The sequence below is a fragment of the Burkholderia reimsis genome (assembly GCF_003294055.1).
Taxonomy (GTDB): Bacteria; Pseudomonadota; Gammaproteobacteria; order Burkholderiales; family Burkholderiaceae; genus Burkholderia; species Burkholderia cepacia.
The window spans coordinates 1-17,620 of sequence record NZ_QMFZ01000024.1; the positions used below are offsets into that span (position 1 = coordinate 1).

Sequence of the window (17,620 nt, forward strand, 5' to 3'; positions counted from 1 at the left end):
GATCGGCGGCGCGGGCGGCGCATGCTGCACGGCCGGGGCGGCGGACAGGAACGCCGCGTACTGCAACGGCGGATGGCCGGCGAGCAGGCCGCAATAACCGCAGCGTTCGAAATGCGGATCGGCGGGCGCATGCGGTTCCGCGTGCGTCACGAGCGTATTGCCGGTTGCCGAGCAGATCGGCGCGGCCGGCAGGCCGCCAACGGATTCGGATGCGCTCGCGCGCAGTTGCGAGATCAGCGGCGCGACCAGCGCGAGCACGAGCGCGAACAGCCCGAGCCACGCCGTGGCCCGGGCTTGCCGTGTCGGCGCGCGGCGTGCGACGGCGCGCGACGAATCAGGCTGCCGCGCGTGCCGCACGGCCGAACAGCAGACGGTCGATCAACCAGACCGCGACGATCGTCGCGCCCATCAGCGGAAAGACGATGCCGAGCAGCACGAGCCCCGCGATCCAGCCGCGCATCGGCGGCGTGTCGCGTTCGCGCGACGGCGCGCCGAGCTTGCCGGCCGGGCGCCGTTTCCACCACATCACGGTGCCGGTGACGGCCATCGCGGCCAGCCCGAGCGACAACACAGCGCAGACGATCTGGTTCGCGAGCCCGAAGTAGCGGCCCATGTGCAGCGACGTGCCGTACGACACGGCGCGCGATACCGCGCCGTAGTCGTCGTAGCGGATGTCCTTCAACACGGCGCCGCTGTACTGGTCGAGGTAGATCGTCCGCTCGGCCTGCGGGTCGTCGGGGAAGTACGACGCGGTGAACACGCCGTCCGCGCCGGACGGCAGCGCGAGCGTGTAGCCGCTCGTCACGCCGAGGCCCGCGACGATCGCGATCGCGCGGGCCAGCGGCAGCGGGGCCGGGGTCGGCGCCGACGGCGAATGCGGAACGGGCACGTTGCCGACCGCCCACGGTGTTTGCGGCAACGGCAGGTCGTCCATCACCATCCCCGGCATCGACTCGCCGGATTCGTGGTGATGGCCCGAGGGTGCGGCGGCCTGCGCGGGCGCATGCCCGGGCGCCGCGGCGGCACCCGGGCGCGTCGAGCGAACCGACGCGCCGCCCCATGCGCCTTCCGGCGCGCCGAGGTTCACGGTCGCGGCCAGCGCCTTGAAATTCTTGCCCCACGAACCCGACCACGGCAGCCCCGTCAGGATGAACGCCACCGTGCCGGCCGCGAGCCAGATGCCGGCCGTCGCGTGGAGGTTTTTCCACAGCGGCCGGCCGCGCAGCGACAGGTCGGGCCGCAATGCGCGCCCGACGCGCGCCGTGCCGCGCGGCCACCACAGTGCGATGCCGGTGCCGATCATCACGAAGGTCCAGCACGCGGCGAGCTCCATCAGCAGTTCGCCCGTCTTGCCGAGCAGCAGCTTGCGATGCAGCATCCGGTCGATCTGCATGAAGCGGTTCTCGACGCTCAGCGTACCGAGCACGCTACCGTCGTACGGGTTCACGTACACGCTCTCGCGGCTGCCGTCGCGCAGCCGGAACACGTATTCGGCGCTGCGGTCCGGCGCGGTCGAGACCTGGACGGAAACCGGCGTCGCGCCGGCCGGCATTGCGGTGCGTGCACTCGCGAGCAGCGCGTCGGGATCGAGGCGCGGCGTGGCACGCGGCTCGACGACGAGCCGGTGCGGATACAGCAGCGGCTCGATCTGCGGCTGGAAGCAATACAGCGTGCCCGTGATCGCGAGGATCACCAGGAAAGGCATGACGAACAGGCCGGCATAGAAGTGCCAGCGCCAGAGCGTCCGGTAACCCGCGTGGGCGGAATGGGCGGGCGAGAGGGCCCGCTCGACGGTGGTCGACATGGTGTCAGCTCCTCGTGTTCGTTGAGCGGCCACGCCGGCGCGTGCCGGCGGACGTCAACGTGCGTTGCGCCCGCCTGCACGCAGCGACGGAGCGGGCGGCGCGACGCCATGCGCGGACGGTGCGCATGACGGCGTCGCCCGCGCGGTGCGGGCAGGCGGATGAACGCTTGAATCAGGTCATATGAGACGAACGGCGTGCAGGCCCGTGCATATCGATGCGCGCGGGCCGCGAGGCGGAACCGTCAGCAGAACAGGGGAGGCGCGCGGGAAGGAGGGCGATCGTCGAAGATCGATCGCACGAACGGAAGAGGGGCGACGTGAATCCGGAAGCGCCGCGGGACGGCGCCCGGAAACAGCAGCACCAGCAGCACGAACGACGCGAGCGCCGTGAACAGCGCGGCGCCGAATGCGCACAGGCTGTCGCCGCCTCCGGCGGAAGCCGGGTTGTCGGCGTGCGCGTCATGCTTGAGCGCATCGGCGAGCGCGAGCGCATCGTTGGCCGGCGTGATCGGCGCGCCGGCATCGAAACGGGCCGCCAGCGCGGCCACGTCGACGATCAGCGGGCCGCGGCCCGAACACAGCACCACCGAGCCCGCATCCGGACCGTCCGGATCGAGCATCACGGCGCCCGACATCAGCGCGCGGGACAGCAGCGTCACGAGGAGGAACCCCCACAGAAGCTGTCGCGCGACGCCTGGCCGGAGCAGGAAGCGGCGAAGTGCGTTCATGGCGCGCGATTGTACCTCCGTTTGCGGTGCGGGGCCGCTCGTCACGCTGATGCACGGCATCAGCCCGGCGTGCTGCCGGAAGAGGAGGCGGCGCGCGCGCGGTGGCTATCCGGAACCGGGCGATCCGCTTTCCGGCGGCGCGTTCGCCGGGCCATACGACCAGGTGCCGTCCGCGCGGGCGGTGAGCACGTTGCCCGAGCGCCGGTCGTAGAGATGCCACTGTTCGTCGGCCGGGTCGTCGCCGTATGGCCAGGTCGTCAGCTTGCCGCCGAGGTCGAAGTCGAACGCCCACGAACCCGGCTGGGCGTGCGGCGCGACCGATTGCAGGATCTGTCCGTCGAGACGTTGCGCGGCGGCGGCGATGTCGCCGGAGCGGGATTCGCTGTGCGCGAGTTCGAGGCCGTCGAGCGCGATCGACCAGTGGCAGTAGCAGATCCACAGATGCCCGCTGCCGGCGACCGTCACGTGCCGCGACGCGAGCCTGTCCCGGGACGCCGCGGACAGGCCGGGCGAGCCGGCGAGCGGCTCCCTGACATGCAGCGCGGGCTGCCCGAATTCGAACGTGAGAAAGCTGCCCTGGCCCTTCGTCACCGACCAGGCCGGGGTGTCGCAGATGGCCGGCCAGATCCGGTCGAAGTCGGCGGCGTTCACGGCGTGCGTCTCGTGTCGGCGAAACCGGCCCGGGTGTCGTTTGCGGTGTCGTCATTGCCGGCGAGCAGATCGGACAGGTCGGCGGGCGACATGCGCCGCATCGCCCGCTCGACGTCGCGATCGTAGCGGCGATCGTTCGGGTCGAGATGCTTTTGAGCCTTGCGCCCGTAGCGTTTCACGAACACGCCGAGCGCGCCGGCCAGCCGGGATGTCCGGTTCCTGATGCTCATGCGGCGAGATTATCGGGCGTGCGCACGAATCGGGAATGGCCGCCGTGGCCGTGCTTGCCGCCCGCGGCAGCCGCTGCGTCGTGCCGGCTCAGGCCGGATACGCATCGTCGACTTTCAGGTTCGCGAGGCGGAACAGCGTGCGCAGCGTCTGCGGATGAATGTCGCGGTGCGCGGCGAGCGACGTCAGCATGAAGTCGAGCACCTTCGCGTAGCGGAGCAGCACGAGGCAGCGTGCGAGATCGGGCGTGCGGCCGCGCATGTCCTCGGCGAGGTGGACCATTTCGGTCGACAGCGAGCGCGCCATCTCGAGTTCCATCTGCTGTTTTTCGGTCCAGTCGGGCAACGGCTGTTCGAGCAGTTTCGCGAGAAAGAGCTGGAACGACGTGTCGGACGAATTGGGCAGCGCATCCATGAAGGGCCTCGTTGCTTGCGCGAATCGTTCGGGCGTATCGGCTGGACGCGCCCGAGGGTGGGTTTGTGTCCGCGCGATGACCGGCGCGGCTGTCTCGCCCGAATGGAATGCAGGTTCCGTACCAGCGCAGCGGGACGATTGTTGAGCAATGTTGAGCGACGGTGCGATGCCGGGCGGCGAGTCCCGCCGGTACTGGATCGTGGCGGCGATCGAGGAGGCCATCTACCTGCGCGGCGCGATGCATGTCGGGTGCGCGGGGCGGTCCGGCGAAGCGAAATGCTTCACGGATGTAACGTAACGCGGGGATAAATTGCGTCGCGCGTTCCATGGCGGGCCGACGAAACGGGCCGCCGCGCGCCTGCCGCCCGCGCCTGTCAGGGCGTTCGGCCGGCCGGAGGCGGCGCTGCGGGATGGCCGCCACCGGCGGCGAAAACCGGCGGCGAACGTGGCGGGTGTTTCAAAACCGAGACGGATTCGCCCACGGCGAGCCGGCTGCACGACCTGTCCAACTGGCCCAGCGAATTGCCGGCCAATTGTCCATGGGCAGACGGCGCGCGTTTGCCAACAATGCGCTGATCATCCCTGCGAGGTTCGACATGAGCGTCCACGCTTTTTTCTCGGCCAACCTGCTGTTGGCCTACACGGCCTATTTCATCGGGACGGCCAGCCCCGGGCCGAGCAATCTCGCGATCATGTCGGTCGCCGCGAACCAGGGCCGCAAGGCGGCGCTCGCGTTTGCGCTCGGCGTGATTTCAGGGTCGATGGTCTGGGCGACGGTGGCGGCGCTCGGCGTGTCGGCCGCGCTGCTGGCGTGGTCGAAGCTGCTGGTCGCGATCAAGATCTTCGGCGGGTTGTACCTGATGTGGCTGGCATTCAAGTCGGGGCGCACGGCATGGTCGGGCAAGGCGGCGACGTCGCTGAACGCAGCGGGCGAGCAACGGCTGTCGCGTTTCTACGTACGCGGCGCAATGCTGCACCTGACCAATCCGAAGGCGATCCTCGTGTGGGTGTCGATCGTCGCGCTGTCGTCGAATGGCGCGGGCGCGTCGCACGGCGCCGTCGTGCCGGGCTGCCTCGTGATCGGGTGCCTGGTGTTCGGCGGCTATGCGCTCGTGTTCTCGATGAACGGCGCGCGTCGGCTGTACGTGCGCGGCCGGCGCGCGATGGAAGCGTGTCTCGCCGTCGTGTTCGGCGTGGCGGGGATTCGGCTGCTGGTGTCGAACGTGTAGCGCTTGCGCCGGCCATGCGGGCGCACGGCCGGCGCAAGCGGCTCGCGAGTGAGCGAGCCGTGCCGCGCGGCCGCCGTACTCAGAAAATGAAGCCCGTGTTGATGAACTTCGACGTGTGATCCGACACGATCGAATCGAGCAGCTGCTTGCTGCTGTCGGTCTGCTTCGCCGCGACCATCGAGCGGATCGAGAACGCGCGCAGCGCGTCGCTCACCGACAGCGTGCCTTCCGCCGAATCCTTGCGGCCCGCGAACGGGAACACGTCGGGCCCGCGCTGGCACTGGCAGTTGAGGTTCACGCGGCACACCTGGTTCACGAGCGGATCGACGAGCGCGCCGATCTGCACCGGATCGGAGCCGAAGATGCTGACCTGCTGGCCGTGATCCGACGTCGTCACGTAGTCGAGCGCCGTCTCGACGTCGTCGAACGGCGCGACCGGAATGATCGGCCCGAACTGTTCCTCGCGGTACAGTTTCATCCCTTCCGACACCGGGTACACGACGGCCGGATAGAACAGCGTCTTGCTGAACTCGCCGCCCGAATGGTTGACGACCTGCGCGCCCCTGGCCTTCGCGTCGTCGATCGCGTCCGTCATGTAGGCCGTGCGATGCATGCCGGGCAGCGGCGTGATGCTGACACCCTTCTCCCACGGCATGCCGATCTTCAGCTGCTCGAGCGCGGCGGTGAAGCGCTTCAGGAATTCGTCGACGATCGAGCGGTGCACGAGCAGCATCTTCAGCGCGGTGCAGCGCTGGCCGTTGAACGACAGCGCGCCGAGCAGGCACTCCTTCACGGTGAGGTCGAGATCGGCGTCGGGCAGCACGATCGCCGCGTTCTTCGCGTCGAGGCCGAGGATCGCGCGCAGCCGGTGCGACTTCGGGTGCTGCTTCTTCAGGTGGTCGGCCACCTTGCTCGAGCCGATCAGCGCGAGCACGTTGATCTTGCCCGACGCGAGCATGTGCGGCACGACCACCGCGCCGGGCGCGTAGATCGTGTTGATCACGCCCTTCGGGAACGCGTCGCGGAACGCCTCGAGCAGCGGCTCGAACAGCAGCGTGCCGTATTGCGGCGGCTTGAACACCACGGTGTTGCCCATCAGCAGCGCGGGGATCAGCGTCGCGAACGTCTCGTTCAGCGGATAGTTGTACGGGCCCATGCACAGCACGACGCCGAGCGGCGTGCGGCGGATCTGGCCGATCGTGCCTTCCGCGATCACGAAGCGCGAGTTCGCGTTGTCGAGCTCCTTCAGCGCGTCGATCGTCTGCGTCATGTACGTGACGGTACGGTCGAACTCCTTCTGCGAATCGGCGAGGCTCTTGCCGATCTCCCACATGATCAGGTTCACCACCAGTTCGCGCTGCGCGACCATCCGCTTGATGAAGTCCTGCATGCACGCGATGCGCTGCTCGACCTTCATCGTCGGCCACTCGCCGCGGCCCGAGTCGTACGCGCGCACCGCGGCGTCGAGCGCCGCGTCGCTTTCCGGCTCGCCCATCACGGGATAGCTGCCGATCTCGACCTGCTCGACGCTGCCGTCCGCCTGTCGTACGCACACGGGCGACAGCACGGTCTTGGTCGCGCCGTCCCACGGGCGCAATTCGCCGTCGACGAGCGACACGCGCTGGTGGATCGGCGAAGCGAGCCGGTACTCGGCGGGAATGTCCTGAAAGGCGGGAAACAGCTGTTGCAGGGAAGCGGAATCGGGCATGACGGTCTCGTTTGACGGGGTGTCCGGGAAGGACGGGCGATGCGAATCCTGAGCTGAGCGATCCTCGATCCTGAATCGGCATGATGACGCGCGCACGACGAAGCGTCACGGGGAAACATGGCCGAATCAGCGAATGGAACCAGTTCCATTAAAAAGGAACGCCGGCGTGAATGCAAGATTTGCCGAATCGTGCCGCATGCCTTGAAAGCATCCGGAAAGACTGTTGCGGAATGCTGGATATAACACGCTGCAGGCACCCGCAAACGTTTCCCTGTGGCCGGATTGCGCGGATAATGGCTCGGCGCGGCGAAGAAAAAAATGTAGCGAACCTGAGAGCACACGCAGTGAACAGAAGAAGATCCGCCGCACCGCCGATGCGAGGTCGGCTGCCCGGAGCGCCGGGTCGGGGTTGCCCGGTCCGGCGCGCACCGGACTTCGAATGCATGCCATCTGCTCCGACCGATGCTTCGTGATCCTCTCCAGTCTCTTCGTCGTCAAATCCCGAATCCCGCCTGGCTCCCGGCCCTTCATCGCCCGATGGGGGAGATGAAATTCTTTCGTTTTAGTTACACAAAAGCCGCACCAAAGCGCAAACAGAAAGGTATTCGTCAGGAATGCAGAGCGCCGAGCGCGTGCACGTTGCGGGCAGGCGACACGTCGAAAATTTACTAAAAACACGAATCATTCTCGTTTAATATTTCGCTCCGTTACAAGTCGCGACAGAACGCCGCGGCTTGTTTCGAGCCGGTTCCGCCGGCCGGCAGCCACCCGCGCCGGCTGTGCGTCGGCCGGCGGATGCGACGGGGAGATCCCCCGCGCATCGTCTCTTTCACGGAACGCTTCGTCGGTCGATTCGCCGCGTGATGCGCGCGCTGGCCGGATGCGTTTTCGTTCGCCGTTTTTCCTTCAGCCCCTACGTTCACGATGAAACTCAACAAGAGCGCCTGCCATGCGCTTCTGATCGCCACGTCGCTGGCCGGCGCACGCACCTCGTTCGCGCAGGCGAGCGACACTGCGGCGACCCTGCCCGCGATCTCCGTCAATGCGGCTGCCGAGCATGCGTCGTACGACGGCGGCCACTCGCGCGCGGCGACCAAGACCGACATGTCGCTGATGGACGTGCCGCAGACGGTGAACGTCGTTCCGCACGCACTGATCGAGGACCAGAACGCGACGTCGATGCAGGATGCGCTGCGCAACGTGCCGGGCATCGGTTTTTCGGTCGGCGACGGCCAGCGCGACCAGATCACGATCCGCGGCTTCAACAGCATCACGGACCAGTACGTCGACGGCATCCGCGACGACGCGCTGTACTACCGCGACCTGTCGAACGTCGATCGCGTCGAGGTGCTGAAGGGGCCGGCGGCCGTGCTGTACGGGCGCGGCTCGGCGGGCGGCATCGTGAATCGCGTGCTGAAGCGGCCGGAAGCGAACCCGGTGCGCGACGTGGGCGTGACGCTCGGCACGCGCGGCGAGCGGCGCGGCGAATTCGACCTCGGCTGGAACGCGAACGATGCGGCGCGTTTCCGCATGACCGGCGCGGCCGAGAATTCGAACAGTTTCCGCGACCAGTTCCAGCTCAACCGCCAGGCGTTCGCGCCGTCCGCGCAGTTCAAGCTCGACCGCGACACGGTGCTGAACGTCGAATTCGACTACCTGCACGACCGCCGCACGTCCGACCAGGGGCTGCCCGCGTATCTCGGCCGGCCGGTCGACGTGCCGATCAACACGTATTACGGCTCGGCGGACGCGGCGAACAGCTCGTACAACGACATCTCCGCGAAGAGCGCGACGGTGTCGCTCGATCACCGCTTCAGCGATTCGCTGTCGTTTCACGGCGCGATCCGCGCGTACGACTTCTCGCTCGAACGCAAGAACTACGTGACGTACGAGCCGATCAAGACCGCCGCGCACCCGGTCGTCACGCTCGACCAGTCGACGCGCCAGCGCACCGACCACGGCATCGACGGCCTGTTCGAGCTCACGCAGAAGACCTCGCTGTTCGGCATGCGCCACGAGCTGCTGTACGGGCTCGAGCTGTCGCAGCAGCAGAAGTTCGACACGATCTACAGCGTGTCGAAGGTCGCGACCTACGATCTGTTCAATCCGCAGCAGGTGATCCTGCCCGGCGTGCCGACCGGCGCGCGGGCGAAGACGAACGCGTCGACCGTCATCGGGCTCGCGGGCGTCTACGCGCAGGACCTGATCTCGCTGACCGAGCACTGGAAGGTGCTCGCGGGGCTGCGTTTCGACTACCTGAACCAGATCCGCCACGACTACACGTCGTCGAACGTCAACCTCGACCGTACCGATCACGCGTGGAGCCCGCGCGTCGGGCTGATCTACGAACCGCTCGACTGGCTGACGCTGTACGGGTCGTTCAGCCAGTCGTTCTCGCCGCTCGCCGATACGCTGATCAGTGCCGGCGCGTTCGCGAACGGCGCCGCGCTCGCGCCGCAGAAGACCACCGCGTATGAAGTCGGCTCGCGCTTCGACCTCGGCGGCAAGGCGACGGCGAGCGTCGCGCTGTTCGACATGCGACAGACCAACCAGCAGGTCGGCGATCCGAACAATCCCGGCTACGCGCTGCCGATCGGCACGCAGCACGTGCACGGGATGGAGCTGGGCTTCACCGGCGAGATCGCGCCGAAGTGGTCGGTGTATGCGGGTTACGCGTACCTGAACGGGACGGTCGACGGCTCGGCGCAATCGACGGCAGCGGGCGTCACGGTGGCGAGCAACACGCCCGGGCTGATGCCGCGCCACAGCGCGAACCTGTGGATCAAGCGCGAGCTGCCGTACGGCTTCTATGCGGCGGCCGGCATGCAGTTCCAGTCGGCGCGTTATACGTCGGCGAGCGATCTCGTCACGCTGCCGTCGTTCACCGCGTTCAATCTCGGCGCCGGCTATCGCAGCAAGAAGGTCGACGTGACGCTCACGCTCGACAACCTGTTCGATCGTCGCTACTTCATTGCCGCGCACGGCAATGCGGACCTGTACAACATGCCCGGCGACCCGCGCACGCTCACCGCGACGGTGAAGTGGCACATGTAACGCTCGTCACGCGCATCACGCGTGCGTTGCGCGACAATGCGGGTCGTCGTCACGATGGCCCGCCTTTCGCTACCCATGATCAGCCAAGCGCTTGATATATCGAACCTGACCGGCCGCGCCCGCACGTTGTGCGCCGTATTGTTGCTGGCGTGCGGCCCGGCCGCGGCGGGCGAGCAGCCGATCCTGGCCGATGCCGAGCCGGAATGCCATGCCGTGCATGTCGACCGGACGATCACGCTGTCGGGGCGTTACGCGGTCGATTACGACGATGAAGCGATCGGGCCGGACGTGTGGTTCGAAGACGACGATGCGTCGGCGATGCGCTTGCCCGACCGCTCGCAACGTGCGGGCATGATCGTTTTCACGAACCAGGACGTTGCGCGGCGCGGGCTGCGGCTGCCCGCCGCGCGGCCGCACGGCATTTGCCGGCTCGACGGGCGCGCGACGCTCGTGATCCGCGATCTGTATACCGCGTGCCCGGGGCTGGAAACGCCCGATAGCGCGCGGCTGGTGAAAGTCGTCAAGGCCAGCGTACCGGCGCGGCATGCCTGCAAGGCCACCGCGCCCTGACGCCGACGCCGCCGCGCCGTTACTCGACGTCCTCGTCGTCCTCGTCATCCTCCAGATCGGCATCCTCTTCCGCGCACTCCGGCGCCGCATACGCGCTCGCCTGCTCGAGCAGCCAGCCGCGAAACAGCTCCAGCGGCTTGCTGTGGCTGAACTCCGTCGGATACACGAGGTAGTACGCCGAATCGCCGACCGTCGCCGCGTCGCACGGCACGACCAGGCCGAGCTGCTGCAACTGTTCCTCGACGAAGAATTTCGGCACGAGCGCGACGCCGAGCCCGGCCGCGGCCGCGCTGATCAGCATCGTGTGCAGCTCGTAGCGCACGCCCTGCATCGTGCGGATGTCCTCGACGCCGTGTGTCTCGAACCACTGCGCCCACGCGCCGGGGCGTGTCGTCGAGTGCAGCAGCGGGTAGGCGAGCAGATCCTCGACGCGCTCGACGGGCCGGTCGAGCAGCGCGGGCGAGCAGATCGGCACGACTTCCTCGCCGAACAGGTAGTCGGACGACGTACCGGGCCAGGTCGGCTTGCCGTAGTGGATCGCGGCCTCGAAGTGCGTGTCCTCGAACGAGAACAGGTCGGTGCGGCTGCCCATGTTCACGCGCACGTCGGGCGTGCGGTCGTAGAAGCTCTTGATGCGCGGGATCAGCCAGTGCGACGCGAAGGTCGGCAGCACCGCCAGCTCCAGGTAGCCGCCGCCGCTGCCGTGCGCGATGATCGACAGCGTGTCGCGGTCGAGCGCCTCCAGCGCGCGGCGCACCTGCGTGCCGTAGAGCTTGCCGGCGCGCGTCAGCACGACGCGCTGCTTCACGCGTGCGAACAGCCGCACGCCGAGGCTGGCTTCCAGCGTCGCGATCTGGCGCGATACCGCGCTTTCCGTCAGGAACAGCTCCTTGGCCGCGTGCGTGAAGCTCTCGTGGCGGGCGGCGGCTTCGAAAGCCACGAGCGCGCCCATGTTGGGGATCTTGAATTTGCGCATGATGTTCGATTCGTCTGACGGTCAGGCCCGCGCGGCGCCGGGCGGAAGGCGGGGCCGAGGAACGGCTGATAATTCCAAAAACTCATCACGTATCAATTTAATCTCGCTTTACGCCCGGCTGCAACCCTTTGAATAATGCTCCCCACGCAAGGTCAGGCGCCCGCTGGGCAGCCGGCCGACGAGTTGCCGGCACGTTTGCCGGCGGTCCCCCGAGACGAGAATCCTGATGCGCAATCCGAATATCGAGAGCTTGCTGACGAAGCTGCTGGGACAGGCGAAGACCGACGCCCTGTTCTCGACCCTGAACATGCCGGCCATCCTCGAAGAATGGGAGGACGGCGTCGTGACGCGCGCGGAAATCGCGCAGGCGATGAACATGGCGCTGTTCGAAGGGCTGCTCGAGCGTTCGGCGAACGGCCGCGCGTATACGGCCGACGCGATCGAAAGCGGCGGCTCGGTTTATTTCGACCACGGTGCGCTGCGCACGGTGCGCTGGCCGCACACGGGCGCGCTGCCGCCGGGCGAGGCCGCGTTCACGCGCATCCTGCGTCCGCTCGGCTTCCGCCTGAACGGCCGTTACCCGCTCGACAAGCTCGGCATGACGGGCCGCGCGTATGCGCATGAGGACGCGCCGGACGAAATCGCGCAGTTCTTCGTCAGCGAACTGCATCCGGAACGTTTCTCGAAGGAATTCCAGCAGGCCGTGACGAACGTCGTCAGCTCGTCGCGCGATCCGCTGTCGCCGGCGGCCGTCGCGCTGCTGTGGGAAGTCGAGCGCGAAGGCTGGCTGTCGCTCGACGCCGCGCACGCGCTGTTGCCGGAGATCGTCGGTGCGTTCGCGCGCCAGCACGATGTGCCGAACGAGCTCGACTACGAAACGCTGCTGCTGGAATCGGCGGAAATGGCGTGGATCGCGACCGAAGGCAACGCGTTCAACCATGCGACCGACCGCGTGGCCGACGTGTTCAAGCTGTCCGACGACGAGAAGGCGAAGGGCCGGCCGATGAAGCCGGAAGTCGAGCGTTCGCGCTCGGGCCGCGTGTTCCAGACCGCGTATCGTGCGGATACCGTCGAGCGCGAGTTCCGCACGCGCGACGGCGGCACGGTGAAGCGCAACGTGCCGGGCTCGTTCTACGAGTTCATCACGCGCAAGCGCACGTTCGACCAGGCGGCGCGCCGCTGGGTGACCGACCTGCGTTTCGATGCGGGCAACGCGCAGGGCATCTTCAAGATGACGGCGAACGCGGCGAAGTAACGAAGCGAAAGCGGGGTACGTCGCTTTCGGAAGAGACGAGCGGATCGGGCAGGACGCAAGGGCGTCCTGCCCGATTTGCGTTGGGGACCCCGCGATGCCGCGCAATACGCGCGATCGGGCGAATGCCGGATCGCGGCGTCACGGTCATCGATGCGATTGGGGAAAGTGGAAATTGGAAAGCGGCATAGCGGCCGGCGCATGCCGCGCGCCGTGCCGTCAGAACACGTGCGTGATCAGAAAGAACAGCACCAGCAGCCCGACCGGCACGCCGAGCAGCCAGGCGATCAGGTATTTGCCCATGTCGTAGGTCCTGGTGGCCGCGACGCCGTCGGCGCCGCGGCGGTTGGATGAATGTGCTGTCGTGTCACAGCTCGCGGTCGAATTCCTTCAGCTGCTTCTCGGCCGCGTCGCGGGCGATCCCGTACCGTTCCTGGATCTTCCCGGCGAGATACTCGCGATTGCCGTCCGCGACGGCCAGGTCGTCGTCGGTCAGCTTGCCCCACTTGGCCTTCAGCTTGCCGGTGAGCTGCTTCCACTGGCCCTTGATCTTGTCCTCGTTCATCATGTGCTCCTTGTCGTGCAGGGATAAAAAGCGCGGCGGCGTGCCGCGCCGGGAGGTCAGGCCTTCGCCTTCAGGCCGGATGCGTCGACGTGCTTCACGCCCTTGACCGCGCGCGACACGGCGATCGCCTTCTTCACGGCGATCTTCGTCGGCAGCACGCCGGTCAGCGTGACGACGCCGTCGACGGTCTTCACGCTGATGTCGACGCTTTTCAGGCCGTCGGTGGCGGCCAGCTGGCCCTTCACCTTGGTCGTGATCCATGTGTCGGTGACGGGCTGGTTCGATTCGGCCTTCATGCCGTTGTCGGTGGATGCGTCCTGCGCAACCGCGTTCGTGAGCGGCGCGGCGCCGAGCAGGAAAGCCGCGCTGACGGCGAGCAGTGTCGAAAGGTGCGAGATTTTGTTCATTGATGTTCTCCTTCGATTGATGGGGTGAGTGGACTGATCGTCGAGCACGGATCGTGCCGCGCGTTACCGGGCGATCGGCGTGTCGTAGCCGGGCTCGCGCGGCGGCATGTCCGGGCGCGGCACGTCGGGCGGCAGCGGAACCGGCGGCTCGGTGCCGGGCGGCGGTTCGGGCGGGCTGTCCGGAGGCGGTTCGGGCCGCGTCGGATCGGGTGTCTGATGCAGCTTCATCGTGCTTCTCCTCTGCGGTTCGGATGGCAGCGCATGAGCGCCGATGCAGAACCAGCGTACCGGGTCGAACGTGCACGGACATCGCGCAAATTCACCTGATCGGCTAGTGCGTTTGCACGGGGGCGTCGTGACGGGGAGGGGGTGCGCTCGCGGGTTGCGGCGCGCGCAAAGCAGGCGCGGAGAATGCTTCGGGGATCGGCGGGATGCCGCACGGTGGCGGCACGCGATGCGAATGTACTATGGCGGTTAGTGCATCCGCGCCTGTCGCGCACGGATGCGGCGCGCGATCATCGCCACACGCGCCGGCCGGCGCGTGCCGACGAAGCTGCAGCCGGGCCGGCAGTCATGCTGACGACAGGGACAACCATTCGATGAACGAACAGGTAAACGAACAGGCGCTCAAGTCGCATACCGACCGGCGCCAGCTGCACCAGATCATCGCGGGGCTCACCGAGGGCGTGATCCTGATCGAGCCCGACCAGCGGATCGTCTGGGCGAACGAGGCCGCGCTCGCGATGCACGGCGTGACCGAGCTGAAGGCGCTCGGCGCGACCGTCACCGATTACCGCGAGCGTTTCCGGCTGCGCTACCGGAACAACCACCCCGTGCGCGACGGCCACTATCCGATGGATCGCGTGATCGCGGGCGAGGAGTTCAGCGACGTGACGGTCGAAGTGGAATCGGCCGCCGACGAAACCGTGAGCTGGGTCCACCGCATCCGCAGCCTCGTGCTGACGAACGCGGCCGGCGAACCCGACTGCCTCGCGCTGGTGCTGCACGACGCGACCGAATGGGCGAGCGCCGAGGAGCGCTTCGAGCGCACCTTCAACGCGAACCCGGCGCCGGCCGTGATCTGCCGGCTCGACGACCTGCGCTACGTGAAGGTCAACCAGGGTTTTCTGGACATGACCGGCCACGCGCGCGACGACGTGCTCGGCCGCTCGGTGTACGAGATCGACGTGCTCGAACAGGCCGAACGGCGCGAGCTCGCGATCGAGCGGCTCGGCGAAGGCGCGACGATTCCGCAGATGGAGGCCGTGCTGAAACTCGCGGACGGCAGCACGAAGGCCGTGGTCGTCGCCGGGCAGCCGATCGACATGAACGACGAGGCGTGCATGCTGTTTACGTTCATGGATCTCGAGCCGCGCAAGCAGGCCGAGCGCGCGCTGCGGCAGAGCGAGGAACGCTTCGCGACGGCGTTCCGGATGGCGCCGGTCGCCACCGCGATCGTCACGGCCGACCGCTTCGAATTGCTCGACGTGAACGACGCGTTCGCCGCGATGACGGGCCATGCGCAGGACGACCTGCTCGGCAAATCCGCGGAGGAAATCGGGTTGTGGGCCGAACGCGGCGCGTGGCAGCGCATCGAAGGCCGGCTCGCGCGCGACGGCAACGTGCGCAACGCCGACGTGCAGATTCGCACGCGCGACGGTGACGTGCGCGACTGCGTCGTGTCGGCCGACCCCGTCGCGATACACGGGCGCGACTGCCTGCTCGTCGCGCTGCTGGACATCAGCGATCGCAAGCGCACGGAGATGGAACTCGTGTACGCGATCGAAACGGCGATGCAGGATGCGTCATGGTTCAGCCGCACGCTGATCGAGAAGCTGGCGAACGTGCGGCGTGCGAACGCGCCGGACGCGGGCGCGCAACTGTCGGACCTGACCGCGCGCGAGCGCGACGTGTTCGACCTGCTGTGCCACGGTCTCGCCGACAAGGAAATTGCCGGCCGCCTCGGGCTCGCGCCGAACACCGTGCGCAATCACGTCGCGACGATCTACGCGAAGCTCGACGTGCACAGCCGCGCCGAGGCGATCGTGTGGGCGCGCGAACGCGGGATCGTCGGCGCGGCCGATGCAAACGGCACGCGCGGCGCGAAGGCGGGTGAGAACGGCAAGGACTGACGCCGTCGGTACGAATGCATCACGCGCGCTGGTGCATCCGCATCTGCCGCGCGCGGCGCCCGCTTGCGATCCTGTCCACTCGGCGGTGCGGCGCTGGCCGTCACGCCGCCGGTTCTCCCCAACCATCGCAGGAGACGACCATGGACAGGAATCGGATCGAAGGCAAGCTGAAACAGGTCAAGGGTTCGGTCAAGGAAGCGCTCGGCAAGGTCACGGGCGACCGCAAGACGGAACTGGAAGGCGTCGCCGAACAGCAGGCCGGCAAGCTTCAGGAGCAGGCCGGCGAGGCGGCGGATGCGGCGCGCAAGCAGACGGACGCCGATCGGCACTGACCGATGACGCGGCGCCGCGGGCGTCGCGGTGGCCGGCCGGGCCGTCGTCGCAACGATGATGCGCTGCCGGCATGACCACGACCGGCCTTGATGGACGGGCGCCGGCGCCGCTTCCCATGAAAACTGCCTGCCCGCGGTTCACGGTTGCGCGGGCCGCGGGCCGGCCGCGCATGCGGAACTTGATGACAAATCCTCACTACATAGTTCCGATATTTCGTTTGCTGCACGGGTATTGGCTGCCCACAATCCATTCACCTCTTTCGCGATGAAAGGCTCTTCGGAGACGGAGCTGCGGCGATCGACCGGCCAGGTGCGTTGCACGACGCCCCGGTAGCGGACGAGACGACCGGCACGCGAGAGGGCGCCGACGCGCGGTGGTCGCGCGTTGCATCCCGGCCCCCAGAACAAGGATTGTCATGACGTTCCGCATTCGTTCGCTTTCCGGCGTCGCATTGACCGCCGCGATTCTCGCGCTCCAGACGGGCGCGGCCCACGCGCAGGAGACGGTCGTCAAGGTCGGCGTCGCCGGCCCGCTGACGGGAGGCGGCGCCGCTTACGGCAAGGACATCGAGAACGGCGTGCGCATGGCCGTCGACGAAGCGAATGCCGCGCATCCGACGGTGGGCGGCAAGCCCGTGAAGTTCGTCGTCGCGTCGCAGGACGACCAGAGCGATCCGCGCACCGGCGTGCAGGCCGCGCAGCAGCTCGCCGACGCGCAGGTGGCCGTCGTGATCGGCCACTTCAATTCGGGCACGACGCTGCCCGCGTCGAAGATCTACGCGAAGGCCGGCATTCCGATGATCACGCCGTCGGCGACCAATCCCGACATCACGCGCGCCGGGCTCGGCACCGTGTATCGCGTGATCGCGACCGATACGCAGAACGCCGGCAACGCGGGCGCCTATGCGGCGAGCGTGACGAAGGCGAAGCGCATCGCGATCATCGACGACCGCACGGCGTTCGGCCAGGGCGAAGCCGACGAATTCGAGAAGGCCGTGAAGGCGAACGGCGGCACGATCGTCGCGCGCGAATTCACGAACGACAAGGCGGTGGATTTCAGCGCGCAGCTCACGAAGATCAAGAGTACCAACGCCGATCTCGTGTTCTTCGGCGGCCTCGACGCGCAGGCCGCGATGCTCGTGAAACGCATGCGCCAGCTCGGCATTCGCGCGCAGTTCCTCGCGGGCGGCGGCGTGATGAACGCGAACTTCATCAAGCTGGCCGGCAACGCGGCGGAAGGCGCGGCCGTGTGGGAATACGGGCAGCCGCTGTCGCGTCTCGCGAAGGGCAAGACGTTCGAAACGAAATTCCGGCAGAAGTACGGTGTCGACATGCTCGCGTATGCGCCGTTCGCGTACGACGCGACGTGGATCGCGATCAACGCGATGCAGAAGGCGAACTCGACGAAGCCGGCCGATTTCAACGGCGCGCTGAAGGGCACGCGCTACGACGGCATCACGGGCACGATCGCGTTCACGAACACGGGCGACCTGAAGAACCCGAGCTCGACGCTGTACGAGGTGAAGAACGCCGTGTGGCAGCCCGTCACGACGAAATCGGCGGATTGAAC

Annotated in this window: 19 protein-coding genes; 8 read left to right on the top strand and 11 right to left on the bottom strand. The window is 67.5% G+C overall.

All coding sequences use genetic code 11. The features are described 5' to 3' along the window. The 6 genes from DPV79_RS25125 to DPV79_RS25150 form a co-directional block, all read right to left on the bottom strand. On the bottom strand, positions 1–357 hold a 357-nt coding region (locus DPV79_RS25125), incomplete at its 3' end, for a DUF2946 domain-containing protein (protein ID WP_133295717.1). Then, positions 335–1,804, bottom strand: coding sequence for a PepSY-associated TM helix domain-containing protein (locus tag DPV79_RS25130; protein ID WP_113046727.1), 1,470 nt, complete (start codon positions 1,802–1,804; stop codon positions 335–337). The genes DPV79_RS25125 and DPV79_RS25130, both read right to left, overlap by 23 nt. 242 nt (positions 1,805–2,046) lie before the next feature. After that, entirely contained in the window at positions 2,047–2,532 is a 486-nt protein-coding gene (locus tag DPV79_RS25135; protein ID WP_042977181.1) for a hypothetical protein, read from the bottom strand. A 105-nt stretch (positions 2,533–2,637) separates the two neighbouring features. After that, positions 2,638–3,183, bottom strand: coding sequence for a hypothetical protein (locus DPV79_RS25140; RefSeq protein WP_027789773.1), 546 nt, complete (start codon positions 3,181–3,183; stop codon positions 2,638–2,640). Then, positions 3,180–3,413 carry a hypothetical protein gene (locus DPV79_RS25145; protein WP_048021591.1) on the bottom strand — a complete coding sequence of 78 codons (234 nt, stop codon included), beginning with the start codon at positions 3,411–3,413 and terminating at the stop codon, positions 3,180–3,182. The genes DPV79_RS25140 and DPV79_RS25145 overlap by 4 nt, the downstream gene beginning before the upstream one ends. 88 nt (positions 3,414–3,501) lie before the next feature. Next, on the bottom strand, positions 3,502–3,825 hold the full coding sequence (locus tag DPV79_RS25150) for a hypothetical protein (RefSeq protein ID WP_021162626.1): 324 nt from the start codon (positions 3,823–3,825) through the stop codon (positions 3,502–3,504). A gap of 148 nt (positions 3,826–3,973) precedes the next feature. Between DPV79_RS25150 and DPV79_RS42760 the strand changes: the two genes are divergently transcribed. Further along, on the top strand, positions 3,974–4,123 hold the full coding sequence (locus tag DPV79_RS42760; RefSeq protein ID WP_165843561.1) for a hypothetical protein: 150 nt from the start codon (positions 3,974–3,976) through the stop codon (positions 4,121–4,123). A gap of 298 nt (positions 4,124–4,421) precedes the next feature. Next, complete coding sequence (locus tag DPV79_RS25155) at positions 4,422–5,054, top strand: LysE family translocator (protein ID WP_059687693.1); 633 nt, start codon at positions 4,422–4,424, stop codon at positions 5,052–5,054. Positions 5,055–5,133: 79 nt separating this feature from the next. Here the strand turns inward: DPV79_RS25155 and DPV79_RS25160 are convergent, their stop codons facing one another. Then, positions 5,134–6,762, bottom strand: coding sequence for an NADP-dependent glyceraldehyde-3-phosphate dehydrogenase (locus DPV79_RS25160; RefSeq protein ID WP_059624114.1), 1,629 nt, complete (start codon positions 6,760–6,762; stop codon positions 5,134–5,136). 924 nt (positions 6,763–7,686) lie between these two features. Here DPV79_RS25160 and DPV79_RS25170 point away from each other — a divergent pair. Both DPV79_RS25170 and DPV79_RS25175 read left to right on the top strand, forming a co-directional pair. Next, on the top strand, positions 7,687–9,816 hold the full coding sequence (locus tag DPV79_RS25170) for a TonB-dependent receptor (RefSeq protein ID WP_113046729.1): 2,130 nt from the start codon (positions 7,687–7,689) through the stop codon (positions 9,814–9,816). A 36-nt stretch (positions 9,817–9,852) separates the two neighbouring features. Then, positions 9,853–10,386, top strand: a complete 534-nt coding sequence (locus DPV79_RS25175; RefSeq protein ID WP_244321806.1) for a hypothetical protein — start codon at positions 9,853–9,855, stop codon at positions 10,384–10,386. A 19-nt stretch (positions 10,387–10,405) separates the two neighbouring features. On the opposite strand, the gene DPV79_RS25180 is transcribed toward DPV79_RS25175, so the two are convergent. Continuing rightward, the gene (locus DPV79_RS25180; protein ID WP_111938965.1) at positions 10,406–11,362 is read right to left on the bottom strand and encodes a LysR family transcriptional regulator; all 957 of its coding nucleotides are present in this window, start codon (positions 11,360–11,362) and stop codon (positions 10,406–10,408) included. Between the two features lie 226 nt (positions 11,363–11,588). On the opposite strand from DPV79_RS25180, the gene DPV79_RS25185 reads away from it, so the two are divergent. Beyond that, a complete protein-coding gene (locus DPV79_RS25185) occupies positions 11,589–12,617 on the top strand; it encodes a DUF1338 domain-containing protein (RefSeq protein WP_059687527.1) in 1,029 nt (342 codons plus the stop codon). 364 nt (positions 12,618–12,981) lie between these two features. Here the strand turns inward: DPV79_RS25185 and DPV79_RS25190 are convergent, their stop codons facing one another. From DPV79_RS25190 to DPV79_RS42765, 3 genes are all read right to left on the bottom strand, one after another. Then, positions 12,982–13,179, bottom strand: coding sequence for a CsbD family protein (locus DPV79_RS25190; protein ID WP_021162617.1), 198 nt, complete (start codon positions 13,177–13,179; stop codon positions 12,982–12,984). A gap of 56 nt (positions 13,180–13,235) precedes the next feature. Next, positions 13,236–13,586 (bottom strand): BON domain-containing protein, encoded by a 351-nt coding sequence (locus tag DPV79_RS25195; protein ID WP_113046730.1) that lies wholly within the window; start codon positions 13,584–13,586, stop codon positions 13,236–13,238. A gap of 63 nt (positions 13,587–13,649) precedes the next feature. After that, positions 13,650–13,814 (bottom strand): hypothetical protein, encoded by a 165-nt coding sequence (locus DPV79_RS42765; protein ID WP_165843562.1) that lies wholly within the window; start codon positions 13,812–13,814, stop codon positions 13,650–13,652. 371 nt (positions 13,815–14,185) lie between these two features. Between DPV79_RS42765 and DPV79_RS25200 the strand changes: the two genes are divergently transcribed. From DPV79_RS25200 to DPV79_RS25215, 3 genes are all read left to right on the top strand, one after another. After that, the gene (locus DPV79_RS25200; protein ID WP_113046731.1) at positions 14,186–15,718 is read left to right on the top strand and encodes a PAS domain S-box protein; all 1,533 of its coding nucleotides are present in this window, start codon (positions 14,186–14,188) and stop codon (positions 15,716–15,718) included. Positions 15,719–15,858: 140 nt separating this feature from the next. Further along, positions 15,859–16,050 carry a CsbD family protein gene (locus DPV79_RS25205; protein ID WP_021162612.1) on the top strand — a complete coding sequence of 64 codons (192 nt, stop codon included), beginning with the start codon at positions 15,859–15,861 and terminating at the stop codon, positions 16,048–16,050. 416 nt (positions 16,051–16,466) lie between these two features. Beyond that, positions 16,467–17,618, top strand: a complete 1,152-nt coding sequence (locus tag DPV79_RS25215; protein ID WP_113046733.1) for a branched-chain amino acid ABC transporter substrate-binding protein — start codon at positions 16,467–16,469, stop codon at positions 17,616–17,618. The last annotated feature ends 2 nt before the right edge of the window (positions 17,619–17,620 follow it).